The sequence below is a fragment of the Mycetocola reblochoni REB411 genome, from assembly GCF_900163835.1.
Taxonomy (GTDB): Bacteria; Actinomycetota; Actinomycetes; order Actinomycetales; family Microbacteriaceae; genus Mycetocola_B; species Mycetocola_B reblochoni.
Window position 1 is genome coordinate 118,810 of sequence record NZ_FUKR01000006.1, and the last position, 16,909, is coordinate 135,718.

The 16,909-nt window shown below is 67.6% G+C and carries 21 protein-coding genes; 3 read left to right on the top strand and 18 right to left on the bottom strand.

Annotated elements, in window-relative coordinates; all coding sequences use genetic code 11:
* Window position 1: 1 nt before the first annotated feature.
* From pheS to infC, 9 genes are all read right to left on the bottom strand, one after another.
* Entirely contained in the window at window positions 2-1,042 is a 1,041-nt protein-coding gene (gene pheS, locus FM119_RS01260) for a phenylalanine--tRNA ligase subunit alpha (RefSeq protein ID WP_087135877.1), read from the bottom strand.
* 78 nt (window positions 1,043-1,120) lie between these two features.
* Window positions 1,121-1,996 carry an amino acid ABC transporter permease gene (locus tag FM119_RS01265; RefSeq protein ID WP_087135913.1) on the bottom strand — a complete coding sequence of 292 codons (876 nt, stop codon included), beginning with the start codon at window positions 1,994-1,996 and terminating at the stop codon, window positions 1,121-1,123.
* Window positions 1,993-2,640 (bottom strand): amino acid ABC transporter permease, encoded by a 648-nt coding sequence (locus tag FM119_RS01270; RefSeq protein ID WP_087135878.1) that lies wholly within the window; start codon window positions 2,638-2,640, stop codon window positions 1,993-1,995. Before FM119_RS01270 ends, FM119_RS01265 begins: the two co-directional genes overlap by 4 nt.
* A 77-nt stretch (window positions 2,641-2,717) precedes the next feature.
* The gene (locus FM119_RS01275; RefSeq protein ID WP_087135879.1) at window positions 2,718-3,614 is read right to left on the bottom strand and encodes a glutamate ABC transporter substrate-binding protein; all 897 of its coding nucleotides are present in this window, start codon (window positions 3,612-3,614) and stop codon (window positions 2,718-2,720) included.
* A 77-nt stretch (window positions 3,615-3,691) separates the two neighbouring features.
* Window positions 3,692-4,510 (bottom strand): amino acid ABC transporter ATP-binding protein, encoded by an 819-nt coding sequence (locus FM119_RS01280; RefSeq protein WP_087135880.1) that lies wholly within the window; start codon window positions 4,508-4,510, stop codon window positions 3,692-3,694.
* A 105-nt stretch (window positions 4,511-4,615) separates the two neighbouring features.
* A complete protein-coding gene (locus FM119_RS01285; protein WP_087135881.1) occupies window positions 4,616-5,416 on the bottom strand; it encodes a TrmH family RNA methyltransferase in 801 nt (266 codons plus the stop codon).
* 115 nt (window positions 5,417-5,531) lie between these two features.
* Window positions 5,532-5,918, bottom strand: a complete 387-nt coding sequence (gene rplT / locus FM119_RS01290; protein WP_087135882.1) for a 50S ribosomal protein L20 — start codon at window positions 5,916-5,918, stop codon at window positions 5,532-5,534.
* 29 nt (window positions 5,919-5,947) lie between these two features.
* Window positions 5,948-6,142 (bottom strand): 50S ribosomal protein L35, encoded by a 195-nt coding sequence (gene rpmI, locus FM119_RS01295; protein WP_087135883.1) that lies wholly within the window; start codon window positions 6,140-6,142, stop codon window positions 5,948-5,950.
* The gene (gene infC / locus FM119_RS01300) at window positions 6,135-6,782 is read right to left on the bottom strand and encodes a translation initiation factor IF-3 (protein ID WP_087135884.1); all 648 of its coding nucleotides are present in this window, start codon (window positions 6,780-6,782) and stop codon (window positions 6,135-6,137) included. The genes rpmI and infC overlap by 8 nt, the downstream gene beginning before the upstream one ends.
* Before the next feature lie 179 nt (window positions 6,783-6,961).
* Here infC and FM119_RS01305 point away from each other — a divergent pair, with 179 nt between their 5' ends.
* Window positions 6,962-7,324 (top strand): DUF1844 domain-containing protein, encoded by a 363-nt coding sequence (locus tag FM119_RS01305; RefSeq protein ID WP_087135885.1) that lies wholly within the window; start codon window positions 6,962-6,964, stop codon window positions 7,322-7,324.
* Between the two features lie 15 nt (window positions 7,325-7,339).
* Here the strand turns inward: FM119_RS01305 and FM119_RS01310 are convergent, their stop codons facing one another.
* The 6 genes from FM119_RS01310 to FM119_RS01335 all read right to left on the bottom strand — a co-directional run bounded on the left by FM119_RS01310 (window position 7,340) and on the right by FM119_RS01335 (window position 11,765).
* Window positions 7,340-8,128 (bottom strand): SseB family protein, encoded by a 789-nt coding sequence (locus FM119_RS01310; protein WP_087135886.1) that lies wholly within the window; start codon window positions 8,126-8,128, stop codon window positions 7,340-7,342.
* Window positions 8,112-8,858 carry a bifunctional 1-(5-phosphoribosyl)-5-((5-phosphoribosylamino)methylideneamino)imidazole-4-carboxamide isomerase/phosphoribosylanthranilate isomerase PriA gene (gene priA / locus FM119_RS01315; RefSeq protein WP_087135887.1) on the bottom strand — a complete coding sequence of 249 codons (747 nt, stop codon included), beginning with the start codon at window positions 8,856-8,858 and terminating at the stop codon, window positions 8,112-8,114. Before priA ends, FM119_RS01310 begins: the two co-directional genes overlap by 17 nt.
* Window positions 8,859-8,904: 46 nt before the next feature.
* Window positions 8,905-9,549: an imidazole glycerol phosphate synthase subunit HisH gene (gene hisH / locus FM119_RS01320; RefSeq protein WP_087135888.1), complete on the bottom strand. Its 645-nt coding sequence runs from the start codon at window positions 9,547-9,549 to the stop codon at window positions 8,905-8,907.
* Entirely contained in the window at window positions 9,546-10,148 is a 603-nt protein-coding gene (hisB, locus tag FM119_RS01325; RefSeq protein ID WP_087135889.1) for an imidazoleglycerol-phosphate dehydratase HisB, read from the bottom strand. The genes hisH and hisB overlap by 4 nt, the downstream gene beginning before the upstream one ends.
* Entirely contained in the window at window positions 10,145-11,221 is a 1,077-nt protein-coding gene (locus FM119_RS01330) for a histidinol-phosphate transaminase (RefSeq protein ID WP_087135890.1), read from the bottom strand. The genes hisB and FM119_RS01330 overlap by 4 nt, the downstream gene beginning before the upstream one ends.
* A gap of 136 nt (window positions 11,222-11,357) precedes the next feature.
* The gene (locus FM119_RS01335; protein WP_087135914.1) at window positions 11,358-11,765 is read right to left on the bottom strand and encodes a LysM peptidoglycan-binding domain-containing protein; all 408 of its coding nucleotides are present in this window, start codon (window positions 11,763-11,765) and stop codon (window positions 11,358-11,360) included.
* 217 nt (window positions 11,766-11,982) lie between these two features.
* Here FM119_RS01335 and lexA point away from each other — a divergent pair, with 217 nt between their 5' ends.
* Window positions 11,983-12,651: a transcriptional repressor LexA gene (lexA, locus tag FM119_RS01340; RefSeq protein ID WP_087135891.1), complete on the top strand. Its 669-nt coding sequence runs from the start codon at window positions 11,983-11,985 to the stop codon at window positions 12,649-12,651.
* 189 nt (window positions 12,652-12,840) lie between these two features.
* On the opposite strand, the gene hflX is transcribed toward lexA, so the two are convergent.
* Window positions 12,841-14,358, bottom strand: coding sequence for a GTPase HflX (gene hflX, locus FM119_RS01345; RefSeq protein ID WP_087135892.1), 1,518 nt, complete (start codon window positions 14,356-14,358; stop codon window positions 12,841-12,843).
* 41 nt (window positions 14,359-14,399) lie between these two features.
* On the opposite strand from hflX, the gene FM119_RS01350 reads away from it, so the two are divergent.
* Complete coding sequence (locus tag FM119_RS01350) at window positions 14,400-15,017, top strand: class I SAM-dependent methyltransferase (protein WP_087135893.1); 618 nt, start codon at window positions 14,400-14,402, stop codon at window positions 15,015-15,017.
* Window positions 15,018-15,075: 58 nt separating this feature from the next.
* Here FM119_RS01350 and dapF read toward each other — a convergent pair whose 3' ends face one another.
* Together dapF and miaA are read right to left on the bottom strand one after the other, a co-directional pair.
* Window positions 15,076-15,957: a diaminopimelate epimerase gene (gene dapF, locus FM119_RS01355; RefSeq protein WP_087135894.1), complete on the bottom strand. Its 882-nt coding sequence runs from the start codon at window positions 15,955-15,957 to the stop codon at window positions 15,076-15,078.
* A gap of 9 nt (window positions 15,958-15,966) precedes the next feature.
* Entirely contained in the window at window positions 15,967-16,899 is a 933-nt protein-coding gene (gene miaA, locus FM119_RS01360) for a tRNA (adenosine(37)-N6)-dimethylallyltransferase MiaA (RefSeq protein ID WP_218778703.1), read from the bottom strand.
* Window positions 16,900-16,909 lie beyond the last annotated feature (10 nt).

Genomic DNA, 16,909 nt, shown 5'->3' on the forward strand with positions numbered 1-16,909 from the left:
CTCAGACCACCATCCCGAACTCCTGGGAGAAGCGGACGTCGCCCTCCACCATCTCTCGCATGTCCTCCACGCCGTTGCGGAACATCAGCGCCCGCTCGATGCCCATGCCGAAGGCGAATCCGCTGTACTCCTCCGGGTCGATGCCGGCCGAGCGCAGCACGTTCGGGTGCACCATCCCGCAGCCGCCCCACTCGATCCACCTGGCTCCGCCGACGAAGGTCGGGTGCCAGAGGTCGAGCTCGGCGCTGGGCTCGGTGAACGGGAAGTAGTTGGGCCGCAACCGGATCGTCGCCTCGTCCCCGAACAACGTGCGAGCGAAATGCTCGAGCGTGCCGCGCAGGTCGGCCATCGTCAGCCCCCTGTCGACGGCGATGCCCTCGAACTGGTGGAAGACGGGGGTGTGCGTCGCGTCGAGCTCGTCGGTGCGGTAGACGCGACCGGGCGCGAGCACGTACAGCGGCGCCGTGCGCTCGAGCATCGCCCTGATCTGGACGGGCGAGGTGTGCGTGCGCAGGACCAGCTCACGGTCGACCGGGTCGACGAAGAAGGTGTCCTGCATGGCCCGAGCAGGGTGGTCGGGAGGGAAGTTCAGGGCGTCGAAGTTGAACCACGAGCTCTCCACCTCTGGCCCCTCCGCGATCTCCCAGCCCATCCCGACGAAGACGTCGGTGACCCGGTCCTGCAACAGGGTCAAGGGGTGACGTGCACCGCTCGCCCCCGTCGACGGCACGGCGGTCACGTCGATGCGCTCGGCCTCGAGCTGCGCCGCGGCCTCGGCGGAGACGATCTCCTCCTGCCGGGCCTGGAACGCCTGAGCGACCCGCCCTCGCGCCTGGCCGACCAGCTTGCCCAGCGTCGCCCTGTGCTCCGGAGCGACCGACCGCAGCTCGGCGTTGAGCCGGGCGAGCGGCGAATGCTCCCCCGTGTGCTCGGCGCGGACCGTCTTCAGGCCGTCGGAGTCCGTGCACGCCGCGATCGCGGCAAGGGCGGCGTCGACGGCGGAGCCGACATTCTCTGGGGTGATGGGAGAGCTCTCTGACACAGTCCCCCATTCTATGCCCGGGGCGGAACACGAACGTGCCCCGGATCGCTCCGGGGCACGTTCGTTGCGAGGGGCGGGTCAGCGACGGACGGTCGCCATCGCCTCGGTCTGCGTCGGCGGCTCCTCGTCGGCGGGAACCGCGCGACGTGAGCCCCGCCTGATCCGCAGCTCGACGAGCTTGGCCACGGCGGAGAGGATGAGGCAGAGACCGATGTAGATGATGCTCACCACGATCGTCACCGGGATGACGGGGAAGTCGAAGCTCTGTTGGGAGCTGAGGAACTTCGCGGTGAACAGCAGCTCCTGATAGGTGATCAGGAAGCCGAGCGCCGTGTCCTTCAGAATCACCACGAGCTGCGCGATGATCACCGGCAGCATCGCCCGCACCGCCTGCGGGATGAGGATGATCGACATGACCCCCGACTTGCGCATCCCGATCGCGTATCCGGCCTCGGCCTGCCCCGGCGGCAGCGAGAGGATTCCGGCACGGAACACCTCCGCGAGCACCGAGCCGTTGTACAGCGTCAGTCCGGCCACCACCGCCGCGTAGGGCGTGATGCCCTGGACGCCGAGCGGCGGAAGGCCGTAGTAGATGATCATCATGAGGATCAGCAGCGGGACCGCGCGGAACAGCTCGGTGAAGACGGCGCACGGCACACGCACCCACGCGTGCTCCGAGAGCCGTCCGATCGCGAGCGCGAAGCCGAGCGCAAGACTCAGCACTGCTCCGAGCGCGAAGGCACTGAGCGTCGACACGATCGCCGAGCCGATGCGCTCCCACACCTGCGGGTAGGTGAAGAGCTCCCACTTACGCGCGTCGAACTGCCCCGTGATCGCGAAACGGTACACCACGAAGCCGATCACGGCGGCGGCGAGGAGGACAGTAGCCACGGCGATGACGCGGTTGCGCGCGATCGCCTTCGGTCCGGGGACGTCATACAGCACAGTGGTCATCGGCTCACCGCCCACTTCTTCTCGAGTCGGTTCTGGACCAGTGACAGGATCATCACCAGGGCGACGAAGATGGCCGCGACCCAGAGGAGCACGACGAGCTGAGGCTCACCGCGCTCAGACAGGGTCGCCCGAATGGCGCCCGCCTCGGCGACGGAGAAGCCCGCCGCGATCGTGGTGTTCTTCAGGAGAGCGACAAAGACGCTGACCATCGGCGGAACGACCGCGCGGAAGGCCTGCGGCAGGACGATCAGCCCCAGGGTCTGCGTGAACGGCAGGCCGATGGCTCGGGCCGCCTCCGCCTGGCCGACGGGCACGGTGTTGATTCCGGACCTGATCGTCTCGGCGACGTAGCTGGCCGTGTACATCGACAACGCGACGGCAGCGAGCGTGAAGTACGACAGGTCGATGAGGCCGAGCTTGTCGTAGCCGAACGCGAAGAAGAACATCAGGAGCGTCAGCGGGGTGTTCCGCACCGTGTTCACGTAGACGGTGCCGAACACGTTCGCCGCCTTCACCGGTGCCACACGCATCGCGCCGATCACAACGCCCAGCACGAGCGCGCCGACGGCCGAGATCAGGAACAGGTAGATCGTCGTGCGGAACCCGGCGATGAACACATCGCTGTTGTCGATGAGGGTGTCCACGAATCCTCCTTAGGGGATGGACGGGGCCAACGGGTCGACACGGGCCCGGTGCCTGCGCACCGGGCCCGTGGGAGCTCCTAGTAGTTGTCGACCGCGGGCTGCTCGACGGTCGTCCCCGACTGACCGAGCGTCTGGTCGTACAGCGCCTTCCAGATGTCGCCGCCGTCGGTCAGGGTCGTGTTGAAGTGCTCACGCAGCACGTCGTCGCCCTTGGGCAGACCGATGCCGTACTTCTCGACCGTGAACGGCTCGCCCACGACCTTCAGCTCCTCCGGGTTGTCGGCCGCGTAGCCGATCAGGATCGCCTCGTCGGTGGTCACCGCGTCGGCCTGGCCGTCCAGCAACTTGTTCACGCACTCGGAGTAGGTCCCGAACTCGGTGGTCTTCGTGTCGGGGTAGTTGTCCTTGATGTTCTGGATCGGGGTCGAGCCCGTCACCGAGCAGACCGTCTTGCCTGCGAGGTCCTTGTCGCTATTGATCTCGTCGTTGTCGGCCTTGACCAGAAGGCCCTGCCCGGTCTCGAAGTAGGGACCGGCGAAGTCGATCTGCTTCTTGCGCTCGTCCGTGATCGAGTAGGTGCCGACGTAGTAGTCGATGTCGCCGTTCACAAGAGCCGACTCGCGGTTCTGGCTCGGGATCGCGATGAAGTCGATCTGGTCCTCTCCGAAGCCGAGCGACGCGGCCATCCAGCGGGCGATGTCGATGTCGAAGCCGGTGCGCTCCTCCGTGATGGCGTCCAGGTAGCCGAGACCGGGCTGGTCCTCCTTGACGCCGATGGTGACCTTGCCGGCCTTCGTCATTGCGTCGAAGGTGGGGCTGCCCTCGAGGGTGACGTCCGTCGCCACCTCGTAGGGGGTCTCAGCCGCCGCCTCGGTGGAGCCGGAGCCCCCGTCGGCGCCGCCCGAACAGCCGGCGAGGACGAGCGCGATGGCGGCACTCCCCGCGATCGCCGTGAACAGTTTCCGTGTACGCATGTTTCCCTTTCCCCCCGTCGAGACGGGTGATGACACGTGGTGCGGTTCGCCGTCGAGCCGCACCGATGGACAGCAGGTCAGTTGACCAGCAGCTTGGACAGGAAGTCCTTGGCCCGGTCGCTCTTCGGCGCGGTGAAGAACTCCTCTGGCCCGTTCTCCTCGACGACCTCGCCGTCGGCCATGAACAGGACGCGATCCGCGGCACGGCGTGCGAAGCCCATCTCGTGGGTCACGACCACCATGGTCATGCCCTCCTTGGCCAGGCCGACCATGACGTCGAGGACCTCGGTGATCATCTCCGGGTCGAGGGCGCTCGTCGGCTCGTCGAACAGCATCACCTTCGGCTTCATCGCCAGAGCCCTGGCGATGGCCACACGCTGCTGCTGCCCTCCGGAAAGCTGTGCCGGGTACTTCGCCGCCTGATGCTTGATGCCGACGCGGTCGAGCAGCGCGAGCGCCGTCTTCTCCGCCTCAGCCTTCGACAGGCCACGCACCTTGATCGGGCCGAGCGTGACGTTCTCGAGGATCGTCTTGTGGGCGAACAGGTTGAAGGACTGGAAGACCATGCCCACCTCGGCACGAAGCTGCGCGAGGGGCTTGCCCTCGCTCGGAAGCTCGGTCCCGTCGATGCGGATGGTCCCGGACGTGATCGTCTCCAACCGGTTGATCGTCCGACAGAGCGTCGACTTCCCGGAGCCTGACGGCCCGATGATGACGACCACCTCACCCTTGTTGACCGTGAGCGACACGTTCTTCAGGGCGTGAAAGTCACCGTAGTACTTCTCTATGTTCTCGACGACGACGAGGGGCTCCCCCGTCGACGCGATGATCGGGTTGCTTGTTGTCTCGAACGGATTGGCCGAGGCGTCCGTCCCCGAGGGCTCGTTCGGCTGCATGGGACAAAGCTAGGACAGAACGCTTCGCGGACGGCAATCGCCGTGGCCTCCGTTACCCAGATGTAACGGGGAGACCGCCCGTGTTGCAGACAGGAGACGGTCGGGTTAATTCCCGAGACGCGTGGCGAAGGCGCTCTGGTAGAGGCAGACCGACGCGGCCGTCGCGAGGTTCATCGACTCGGCCTTGCCGAAGATCGGGACGCGCACGACATCGTCGACCAGTGCGAGCGCGTCGTCGTTCAGGCCCCTGGCCTCGTTGCCGAAGACCCACGCGGTCGAACCGCGGAGCACGTCGCCCGCCTCGACAAGGCTGCGACCCTTCACGTCGGCCGCGACCGCGCGCATGCCCGCCTGCCGCGCCCGGTCGAGGGTGGGCGCCAGCTCTTGCCCCACTGCGACGGGGATGTGGAAGAGCGACCCGGTCGTCGCTCGGACGACCTTGGGGTTGTAGAGGTCCACAGATCGTCCCGTCAGGATCACCGCATCCGCTCCCGCCGCGTCGGCGACGCGGATGATGGTGCCGAGATTTCCGGGATCCCTCACCTCCTCGAGGATGGCCACGAGGGCCGGCTCCGCCTGGAAGACGTCGCGGACAGAGACGGGGAACTGCCGGGCCACGGCGACGAAGCCCTGGGGGGTCACGGTGTCCGCGAGCTGGTCGAGGACCTCCTCCGTCACGAACTCCACATCAAGCCCGGCGTCAACGGCCGTCTGCCCGACGTCGGCGTAGCGCTCGAGCGCCGTGGGAGTCGCGTACAGCTCCAGAAGCAGCTCCGGACGATAGTTCAGGGCTTCGGCGACCGCCTGGGGGCCCTCGAGGAGGAACAGCCCCGTCTCCTCCCTCGCCGCTTTCTTGGACAGCTTCGCCACGGCACGGACTCGGGGGCTACGGGGATTCTCCAGCACGCGTCCATCGTATCGTCGCCACCGTGGAGCGCCGGTGACGCGCCACGGAAACAGCAGGGAAACGACGATGCCCCCGTCCGAAAACGGACGGGGGCATCGCGGGGTGCGACGAGGATCAGGCGCCGGCCTTCGGCGCGGAGGTGTCGGCCGGGAGGGCCGCCTTCGCGCTCTCGACGAGGGCGGCGAACGTCGCCGGCTCGTTGACGGCGAGCTCCGCGAGGATACGACGGTCGACCTCGATACCGGCCAGGCCGAGGCCCTGGATGAAGCGGTTGTAGGTCAGGCCGTTCGCACGCGACGCGGCGTTGATGCGCTGGATCCAGAGGCGGCGGAAGTCGCCCTTCTTCTGGCGGCGGTCACGGTACGCGTAGGTCAGGGAGTGGGTGACCTGCTCCTTGGCCTTGCGGTAGAGGCGCGACCGCTGGCCGCGGTATCCCTCGGCCCGCTCGAGGATGACCCGACGCTTCTTGTGGGCGTTTACTGCCCGCTTTACTCTTGCCATTTCTGATTCTTCCTAACGAGTCGTCGGGCTTAGCGACCGAGCAGCTTCTTGATGTTCTTCACGTCGGCCGGCGAGGAGACCTCGTCGGAGTTCAGACGCCGCTTGCGCTTGCTGGACTTGACCTCCAGGTTGTGGCGCATCCCGGCCTGCTGCTTGCGCACCTTGCCGGTTCCGGTGAGCTTGAAGCGCTTCTTCGCACCGGAGTGCGTCTTCTGCTTAGGCATTGTTCTCCTCATGCTTCGCCGCCTTGTTGGCGGCACGTTGTGCGTTGGCCTCAGCCTTTGCTTCGGCCTTGTTCTTCACCGGTCCGATAACCATCACCATGTTGCGACCGTCGATCGTCGGGTTCGATTCGATCGTGCCGAGCTCGGAGACATCCTCAGCGAACCGCTGCAGCAGCCGGACGCCCTGGTCAGGACGGGACTGCTCGCGACCGCGGAACAGGATCATCGCCTTGACCTTGTCGCCGGCACGGAGGAAGCCCTCCGCGCGCTTGCGCTTGGTCTCGTAGTCGTGCGCGTCGATCTTCAGGCGGAAGCGAACCTCTTTGAGGATCGTGTTCGCCTGATTGCGACGCGCCTCCTTGGCCTTCTGCGCGGCTTCGTACTTGAACTTGCCGTAATCCATGATCTTGGCCACGGGCGGCTTCGAGTTCGGCGCCACCTCGACGAGGTCGAGATCCGCCTCCTGTGCGAGGCGGAGGGCGACCTCGATCTTCACGACACCGACCTGCTCACCGGCCGGGCCGACAAGGCGGACTTCCGGAACTCGGATGCGGTCGTTAGTGCGGGGATCGCTGATGCGGGACTCCTCTGATTCGGTGATAACACGGTGGGCGTGCGCCCGATCGGTCGGCAGAATCATCCGGAGCGCACGTGCTGGCACACGATGATGCGATCCGCACCCTGACTACCGAACCCGTGAGTTCGGCGGAGTGCAACGACCCGGTAACCTAGTGAAGCGGTGAGCGCGGGTGGGAGATGAATCCACTTTCCATCTGAGGGCATGCCTCAGAGCCGGATACAGCATAGCAGAGGAACACAGTGAGCGACAGCAGCACCGATCATCGGGACGACGACCAGACAAGCCAGGCCACACGCGACATCGCCGATGTGGCAGCCGTCGAGGTGATCACCACCACGGCGGTCCACCTCATGAGCGCGGCGGCGGTCAAGTGTGGGCTCGCCGACGACCCGGACAGCGAGGTCGACCTCGACGAGGCCCGCAAACTCATCAACGCGCTCGCCGGGCTCATCACCGCGGCCGCCCCCGAAGTCAGCGACATGCACGCCCGCAGTCTGCGCGACGGCCTGCGCACCCTGCAGCTCGCCTTCAGAGAGGCATCCCCCATCCCCGACCCGATCGGCAAGGGGCCAGGAGAGAAGTGGACGGGCCCGGTCACCTGACCCGGGCGAGCCGCGTTATGAGCCCACAGGCGGTGCCTGACGCAGGCTCACGGCGAGCGAGTCCACCGCCGAGGCGATGACCTCGTTCTCCGCCCACCGCGCCGAGAGACGGGCGACCAGGCCGTCGACCGCGTCACGGCCAAGCCCGTCGCGGAGCCAGAGCCTCACCTCGACCTCCGCTCCCACGAGCCGCGCATCGGGGTCTCCTGCGTGGAGCGCGACACGGACCACGGCCGGCTCGTCCCCAACGGACGCCTGCACCGCGTCGGCCACCCGCCGGTCGCCCCACGGCGCCGTCCATGCATGACCCTGGGCGATCGCCCACACCATGGGGCGTCGGAGCCCGAACTCCGACTCGCTCGTCGGGTCAAGGACGACGAGGTCGGTCCCGTCTCCGGCGGCCGCCAGCGCGACACGGACGCCGTCGGCCGGAACGGGCCGCGCATCCGGGCGCCACGCGGCCATCGCGGCGACTGACGAGAACACGGGAAGGACCCTGCGGCCGTCCGGCGCGGTCACCGTCACGATCGACAACTCCTGCGTCTTGTCGACCGTCAGCCCCTCCTCAGTGCGCCCCAGGTCACCCGCCGCAGCGAGAAGAGGAATGAGCAGACGTGCGTCCCTGAACGCCTCCACCACGGGCTCCGGCCCCGCCGAACCATCGCGGAACGCCGCGATGGCCGTCGCCAGGGCCACCGGCGCGGTCCCGTCGTCGGACGCGAACGCGCTCGGCTCGAAACGGCGCCCAGCCCAGGGCTGGCCGGCCGAGTCCGCGGCGCCGCTGGACTCAGACGGACGCGACATCCAGCGCCTCGGTGAGGGTGAACGCGCCGGCGTAGAGCGCCTTGCCGACGATCGCGCCCTCGAGCCCGAGCGGGACCAGCTCCCTCAGCGCGGCGATGTCATCGAGGCTGGAAATACCGCCGGACGCGATGACCGGCCGATCCGTGCGGTCGATGACGGCCCTGAGCAGCTCAATGTTGGGGCCGTTGAGCATGCCGTCCTTGGTGACGTCGGTGACGACGTACCGAGCACAGCCCGCCTTCTCGAGGCGATCGAAGACCGTCCACAGGTCCCCGCCCTCCTTCGTCCAGCCCCTGGCGGCAAGGGTGGTCCCCCTGACGTCCAGGCCGACGGCGATCGCCTCCCCGTAGCGTCCGATCACGCTGGCGGCCCACTCGGGGTTCTCAAGCGCGGCCGTTCCGAGGTTGACCCGCTTCGCACCGCTGTCGAGCGCGGCCTCGAGACTCGCGTCGTCGCGGATTCCACCGGAGAGCTCGATGTTGACGCCGCGCACCTGCTTGATGACGCGACGGATCACCGCGGCGTTCGAGCCGCGACCGAAGGCGGCATCGAGATCCACGAGGTGGATCCACTCACCGCCCTGGGAGGCCCAGTCCTGCGCCGCGTCGACGGGGTCACCGTAGGAGGTCTCCGTCCCTGCCTCGCCCTGGGTCAGTCGGACCGCTTGCCCCCCGGCGATGTCGACGGCCGGCAGGAGGACAAGGTCGGGAATGTTGTTGAACTCGCTCATGGGCTTCCTCGGTCAGGGCTTCGGCGCAAGCGCGCCAGGGTCAAATCTAGTTGCTGCGGAGGCTGCCGAGCCAATTGGACAGCAACCGGATCCCCGCCTCGCCTGACTTCTCCGGGTGGAACTGCGTCGCAGACAGCGGGCCGTTCTCCACGGCCGCGAGGAACGGCTCGCCGTGCTCCGACCAGCTGAGCACCGGTCGCGGGAACGGCGGGATCACGTCCAGTTCCCACGAGCGCGCGGCGTTCGAGTGCACGAAGTAGAACCTCTCGTCCTCGAGCCCGAAGAACAACCGAGATCCCTCCCCTGCCGACACCGTGTTCCATCCCATGTGCGGCAGCACCGGCGCGGACAGCTGGTCAACGGTTCCTGGCCACTGCCCCAGTCCCGCCGCATCAACGCCCCGCTCGACTCCCCGGGAGAACAGCACTTGCATCCCGACGCAGATGCCCAGCACGGGACGCTGTCCGGCCAGCCGCGCATCGATGATGTCGCCACCGCCCGAGCCACTGAGCGCTCCCATCACGGCGTCGAACGCCCCCACTCCCGGTACGAGAAGGCCATCGGCCTCGACCGCCGCCTTCCGGTCGGCGGTCAGCGTCACGTCGGCGCCGGCGCGGACGAGCGCCTTGGCGGCGGAATGCACGTTGCCCGAGCCGTAGTCGAGGACGACCACGCGCGGAGCGTGCGTCACAGCGCGCCCTTGGTCGACGGGATCCCGTCGACGAGGGGGTCCAGGGCCTTCGCCTGGCGGAACGCGCGGGCGAAGGCCTTGAACTCCGCCTCCGCGATGTGGTGCGGGTCGCGGCCTCCCCTCACGGTCAGGTGAACCGTCATGGCCGCGTTGTATGCGATGGCCTCGAAGACGTGCCTGACCATGGAGCCGGTGAAGTGACCGCCGATGAGGTGGAACTCGAAGCCGCCCGGCTCGCCCGAGTGAACGAGGTAGGGCCGGCCAGAGAGGTCGACGACGGCCTCGGCCAGAGCCTCGTCCAGCGGAACGAGTGCGTCGCCGTACCTGGCGATGCCGCTCTTGTCACCGAGCGCCTGCGCGATCGCGCGTCCGAGCGCGATACCGATGTCCTCGACGGTGTGGTGGACGTCGATCTCCGTGTCGCCCTCCGCCGTCACGGTCAGGTCGGTGAGCGAGTGCTTCGCGAAAGCGGTGAGCAGGTGGTCGAAGAACGGAACGCTCGTGGAGATCTGGCTACGGCCCGTCCCGTCGAGGTCGAGGCTCAACTCGATGCGGGACTCGCTGGTCGCTCGCGACACGGTGGCGGTACGGGGGGTCATGCGTCGTTTCCAATCTCGGCGAGGGCAGTGAGGAATGCGGTGGTCTCGGGCTCGGTGCCGGCCGTCACACGCAGGTGCCCCGGAAGACCGACGTCCCTGATGAGGATGTCGCGTTCGAGCAGGCGCGAGAAGGTGCCGGCGGGGTCGGCCACGCCCCCGAAGAGGACGAAGTTGGCCGCGGAACGGTACGGCGCGTAGCCGAGCTCGACGAGGCGGGACGAGATGCGATCGCGCTGCGCGGCGATCGCCGCCACATTCGCCAGCATGACCTCGCTGTGCCTGAGCGCTGCCTCCGCAGCCGCCTGGGTGAGGGCCGACAGGTGGTACGGCAGCCGGACCAAGCGAAGGGCGTCGATCGCGACCGGATCCGCTGCGAGGTAGCCGACGCGCACCCCGGCGAAGGCGAAGGCCTTGCTCATGGTGCGCGAGACGAACAGACGCTCCCTCCCCGGGAGAAGCGTCAATGCGCTCTCGCGATCGGAGAACTCCTGATACGCCTCATCGACGATGACGATCCCGTTCGCCGCCTCGTAGACCGCCTCGACCACGTCGAGGCCGATGTCGGTTCCCGTCGGGTTGTTCGGCGTGCAGAGGATGACCACGTCCGGCTGGTACTGCTCGACCTGTCGACGGGCGGTCTCGGCGCCGAGTTCGAACGCTTCGTCACGCTCGCCCGCGATCCACGTCGAGCCGACCCCGGACGACAGCAGCGGATACATGGAATAGGTCGGTGAGAACCCCAACACGGTACGCCCCGGGCCGCCGAAGGCCTGAAGAACCTGCTGAAGCACCTCGTTCGACCCGTTTGCAGCCCACAACTGATCCGCCCGCAGACCGTGACCGAGATAGGAAGCGAGTGCATGACGGAGCGAGGTGAACTCCCGATCCGGGTACCGGTTCACCCCCGACACGACTCGAGCCAAGGATGCAGCGATGTCATCGCGGACGACATCGGGAATCCCGAAGCTGTTCTCATTGACGTTGAGAGGGACACCAACGGCGGCCTGTGGCGCCCCGTACGGCGTTCGGCCGCGGAGGTCGTCCCTGAGAGGAAGATCGGCGAGTGTGGTCACGTCACCATCCTAGAACCGGCCGACAGCGCCGCGAAAAGGCAGACGCAGTGGCCCGCGAACCACATGCCAGCCGCGCCGCGCGCGACCACGCGAGCTCCACGCCCCAACGCCACTGCGCGGAACCGATACGGACCGGCTACCCCTGGGCGGCCGACAGCGACGCAGGGACGGCGAGGCGCTGGCCCGGCTGCAGCTCAGCCGTCGCCAGGTTGTTGAGGTTGATGAACTCGGCCACCGAGTCCCTCGGGTCCTGGGCGCGAGGGAAGTCGGACACGATCCCCCACAGGGTGTCGCCCTGCTGGACAGTCACGTAGTCGAATGCCACCCCGCTCGCCGTCGACGATGCCAGAGCCGTGCTGGCCCCCCAGAGCAGACCGAGTGCGAGCAGCGGCACCACCACGAGGATCGCGATGACCGCACGGCCCCTGGCGGTAATCCGCAGACGGGTACGCGCATCGAACGCCGAGGGGGACGGCGCCGCGAAGGAAATCACGGGACGCCCCTGCGTGCCGCGGTTCTCCGAACCGATGAGCTGTGCAGTCATGATCACTCCAAGTAGTCGATAGCTCCCGACGGGCGGGAACAACTGTTCCGAATCTATCTTCGAAAATCGAAACACGCAAGGGGCCACTTGTGACCACAATCCGCGGAGACGCGCCGTACAGTTGTTTGAACGGAGCCTCGCCTGTGGATACAGTTTCGATTGTCGGACGGGATTCAGTACACCAGTGACCACCGACATTCCGACACGAAGGAGCATGATGGCCAGCCCCGACAACAGCCAGCGCGGAGGAACCCGCCGCCGCAAAAGCCTCTCCGACAAGCAACTCGCCATCCTCGAGGCCATCCAGCGTTCCGTGACGACGCGGGGCTACCCGCCGAGCATGCGTGAGATCGGCGACGCCGTCGGTCTCTCGTCCCTGTCGAGCGTGACCCATCAGCTCAATCAGCTCGAGCTGAGCGGCTACCTCCGACGGGATCCTAATCGTCCGCGGGCACTGGAGATCCTCATCGAACTGCCCAGCTCAGACGAGGAGTCGACGGCGAGCATCAGTGACGCGGCGATGGTGCCGCTCGTCGGTCGGATCGCCGCCGGGGTTCCCATCACGGCGGAACAGCACATCGAAGAGGTGTTTCCCCTCCCCCGTCAGATCGTCGGCAAGGGTGAGCTTTTCATGCTCAAGGTCCAGGGCGAGTCCATGATCGACGCCGCGATCTGCGACGGCGACTGGGTCGTGGTTCGCAGCCAGAACACAGCCGAGAACGGAGACATCGTTGCGGCGATGCTCGATGGAGAGGCCACGGTCAAGGTGTTCAGACAGCGGGACGGCCACACCTGGCTTCTGCCACGCAACTCCAGCTTCGAACCGATCCTCGGCGACTCAGCCGAGGTCGTCGGGCGTGTCGTGGCGGTCCTGCGCTCTGTCTGAGCGGCACCCGCACGCGCACGGCGTCGAGTATCCGGCGCCGGGAGCAGCGCCAGCGCGCGACTCACGGCGTGCCAGGTGGCGACGGCCACAGCAGCACTCGTCTACCGCGCCGATCGACGACGTTTCCCTGGGCGACGGGATAGCGCTCTCCTGCCAGAGAAACCCAACCCCGCCCTCGCGAGCAGCGAGTCAGGCGACGGGAACCTGGAACTCGGCCACCGACCCGGCGAGGTCGGCCGAGACCTTCGCGGACACGCGTGTTCCGCCCTCCTCGTAGCTCACGTTCGTCACGGTGGCCCGCTCGTGCAGCGCGGAAACGACCTCACCGTGCTCGTACGGCACGAGGAGCTCAACCTCGATATCGGGGTGGGGAATCGTGTCCGCGATCCGCTCGAGCAGTTCGGTAACACCCTCACCGGTTCGAGCAGAGACGAAGCTGGCCGACGGCTCGAGGCCGCGAAGCACGAGACGGGTGTCATCGTCTACGACATCGCTCTTGTTGAAGACGACCAGTTCAGGAATGTCCCTCGCGCCGACCTCGCCGATCACGTCGCGCACGGTGCGCAGCTGACTCGCCGGGTCGGGGTGCGACGCGTCGACGACGTGGACGATAACGTCGGCCTCCGCGAGCTCCTCCAGCGTCGAGCGGAACGCCTCGACCAGCTGATGCGGCAGATTGCGCACGAAGCCGACGGTGTCGGCGAGCGTGTACTCCAGGCCGTCGGCCGTTCGCCACCGACGGACGGTCGAGTCCAGCGTCGCGAACAACGCGTTCTCGACGAGCACGCCCGCACGGGTGATTCGATTGAGCAGGCTCGACTTTCCCGCGTTCGTGTAGCCGACGATCGCGACCGACGGAACCTCGTTGCGACGGCGGTTGGCCCGCTTCGCCTCCCGGGCCGGGGTCATCTCCTTGATCTGACGACGCAGCTTCGCCATCCGGGTGTGAATGCGGCGGCGATCGAGCTCGATCTTCGTCTCGCCCGGACCGCGCGAGCCCATTCCCGCCCCCGCGCCACCGACCTGACCACCGGCCTGGCGGCTCATCGAGTCGCCCCAGCCGCGCAGACGCGGGAGGAGGTATTCCAGCTGCGCCAGTTCGACCTGCGCCTTGCCCTCACGGCTCTTCGCATGCTGGCTGAAGATGTCGAGGATCACCGCAGTACGATCGATCACCTTGACCTTGACCACGTCCTCGAGAGCGCGCCTCTGGCTGGGTGCGAGCTCGGTGTCGGCGATCACCGTGTCGGCGCCGAGCGCACGGACGAGCCCTGCGAGCTCATCGGCTTTGCCCTTGCCCAGGTACGTGCTCGGGTCGGGGTTCGGACGCCGCTGAAGGAGGCCGTCCAGCACGGCTGCCCCGGCCGTCTCGGCGAGGGCGGCGAGCTCGCGGAGCGAATTCTCCGCATCGTGGAGCGAACCGGAGTACACCCCAATCAGGATGACGTTCTCGAGACGGAGCTGGCGGTACTCGACCTCGGTGACGTCCTCGAGTTCGGTCGAGAGGCCGTTGACCCGTCGAAGCGCCTGTCGCTCCGCACGCTCGAACTGCTCACCGTCGCCCGTGTACGCCTCTCCCCCGGACTCGGTGTCGAGCGCCGTCGCACGGCTGTCAAACACCGAAAGGCCCGCGCCCCGCGCGCTCGCGGTGCGGAGGACGCGAGCGACGACGTCGTCGTCGTTGCTCGGGCTGTGGTCATCTGTCATTCGGTTACCTTCGTTTCTTCTCTACCGGTATCTTTCCAGGTATGCCCAGCGCGCACTACTTCAGCCCCGAGCCGGGCAGCGATCCCACCCCCCGGCAGATCACCGTGTCGATCGCGGGCGAGCCCCTCACGATCACGACCGCCGGGGGCGTGTTCAGCCCCGGCCGCCTCGACACCGGGACCGCCGTGCTCCTGGACAGCGTCCCGCCGCCACCGCAAAGCGGAGACGTGCTCGACCTCGGCGCCGGCTGGGGACCCATCAGCTATGCACTCGCGCGGAGCGCGCCGGACGCGACCATCTGGTCGGTCGACGTGAACGAGCGCGCGCTCGAGCTGATCACACTGAACGCCGCACAGCACGGCTTCTCCGGTATCAACGCCACGACGCCGAGCGGTGTTCCCGAGGCGGTGCGCTTCGACGCCATCTGGTCCAACCCGCCCATCCGTGTCGGCAAGCAAGAACTGCACGGCATGCTGCGCCACTGGCTGCCGCGGCTGAAGCCCGGTTGCGACGCCTGGTTGGTCGTCCAGAAGAACCTGGGGTCGGACAGTCTGCTCTCCTGGCTCAGCACGGAGTTCGACGGCACGCACGTCAGCTCACGGGCGACCACGAAGAAGGGCTACCGCGTCCTTCGCGTCCACCGCACGACCACCGGCTGAACAACGGGCGGGACAGTCCACCGATCCCGCCTCGGCACACGGCGGCAGTCCCACCCGCCTACTCGAAGACGAACTCGCCGCGTGCGACGATCACGGCAGGACCCGAGAGTGCGACGTGCTCGCCGTCCTGCGTCGGGAACATACGCACTCCGAGCACTCCGCCCGGTACCTCGACCCGCCACTGATGTGGCGCACCCGGTCCGGCCCAATGCCTCGTCGCCAGCGCGGCCGCCGCGACGCCCGTCCCACAGGAGAGGGTCTCACCGCTGCCCCGCTCGTGGACCCGCATGCGTATCCGGGCCACCCCATCCCTTACCAGCGGGTCCTCCGGCACGACGAACTCCACGTTGGCGCCGTCGGCGATGGGCGGATCGAGAGCGGGCGGTGCGCTCAGTGCGATGCGATCGAGTTCGTCCTCACCCGCCAGCGCAGCCACGACGTGCGGGTTGCCGACATCGATGCCGAGCGAGGGGCGCGCGACGTCGAGACCCGGTGCGGACACGAGCGGCTCGTCCCCGCTCAGACGCCATGAGCCGAGGTCGACACGGTAGCCCCCGGTGCTGCGCTGCACGTCTTTTACACCGGCGCGCGTCCCGACCGCGAGCGTCCCGCCGTCCGGCAAGTCAGCGAGACCACGTTCGACGAGGTAGTGCACAAAGACACGGATCCCGTTGCCGCACATCTCGGCGACAGAACCGTCCGAGTTGAGGTAGTCCATGAACCATTCGGCATCCGGGTCCTCGTCCAGAACGGCGGCCCCGTTGGGAAGCGACTCGGTACGGACCGCCCGGATCACACCGTCGGCGCCGATGCCCCTGTGCCTGTCGGCGATGAGCTGGACCTGCTCGAGCGTCAGTGGGTCGGAACCGTCGGGGTCGGAATAAAGGATGAAGTCGTTGCCTGTGCCATGCCCCTTGGCGAACTCGAGATTGCGTGCCATGCTGCGAGCCTACAACCGCTGGTCGGAGGCCGAGGCGCGAAGCAGGGCGTCCGGGATGCGCGTGCGCGCCGCACCGTCCGCGCCGGAGAGCCAGAGGATCCGCTGATCCCGTCTGAACCAGCTGCGCTGCCGACGCGCGTAGCGCCGAGTGAGCGCCTGGGTCTGCGCGATTGCTTCATCAGCGCTGACGTCACCGTCGAGCTGGGCCGTCGCCTGCGCATAGCCGATCGCCCTGGACGCCGTTCGCCCCTCGCGCAGCCCAGCGGAAAGAAGCCCCCGCACCTCGTCGAGGAGTCCGGTGCGCCACATCCGCACCACCCTCGCGTCGAGCCGAGCAGCGAGCACGGCGGGGTCGTCTGCGAAACCGATGCGGGTCGCGCGCCACCAGGGTCGAGGGACCTCGGGAAGCATCGCGGAGAAAGTCTCGCCCGTGATCGCCATGACTTCGAGGGCACGAACGATTCTCCTGCCGTTGAACGGCCCGATCCGGTCGGCCGCCCGCGAGTCCAGCTCGGCCAACCGGCGCCAGAGCACCCCCGCTCCGTCTTCCTCGAGTTCAGCCTCGAGCGCACCCCGAACATCCGGGTCGGTGCCGGGGAAGCGGAAGTCGTCGAGAACAGCCTGAAGGTAAAGGCCCGAACCCCCGACCATGATCGGCACACGGCCGCTGTCGAGTGCGTCCTGGATGATCCGTCGTGCACGGTCCTGATACCACGCCACCGAGGCCTCGTCCGTGACCGAGAGCACGTCGAGCAGTTCATGACGTACGCCCTGCCGCTCCTCCTCCGTGAGCTTGGCCGTGCCGATATCCATGCCACGGTAGAGCTGCATCGCATCGGCGTTCAGAATCACCGGTACCCGACCGGAGTCGATGAGGCGCTGTGCCAGCAGGATCGCGTAGTCGGACTTGCCGGTTCCGGTCGGCCCCACCACCGCGTACACGTGCCCTTGC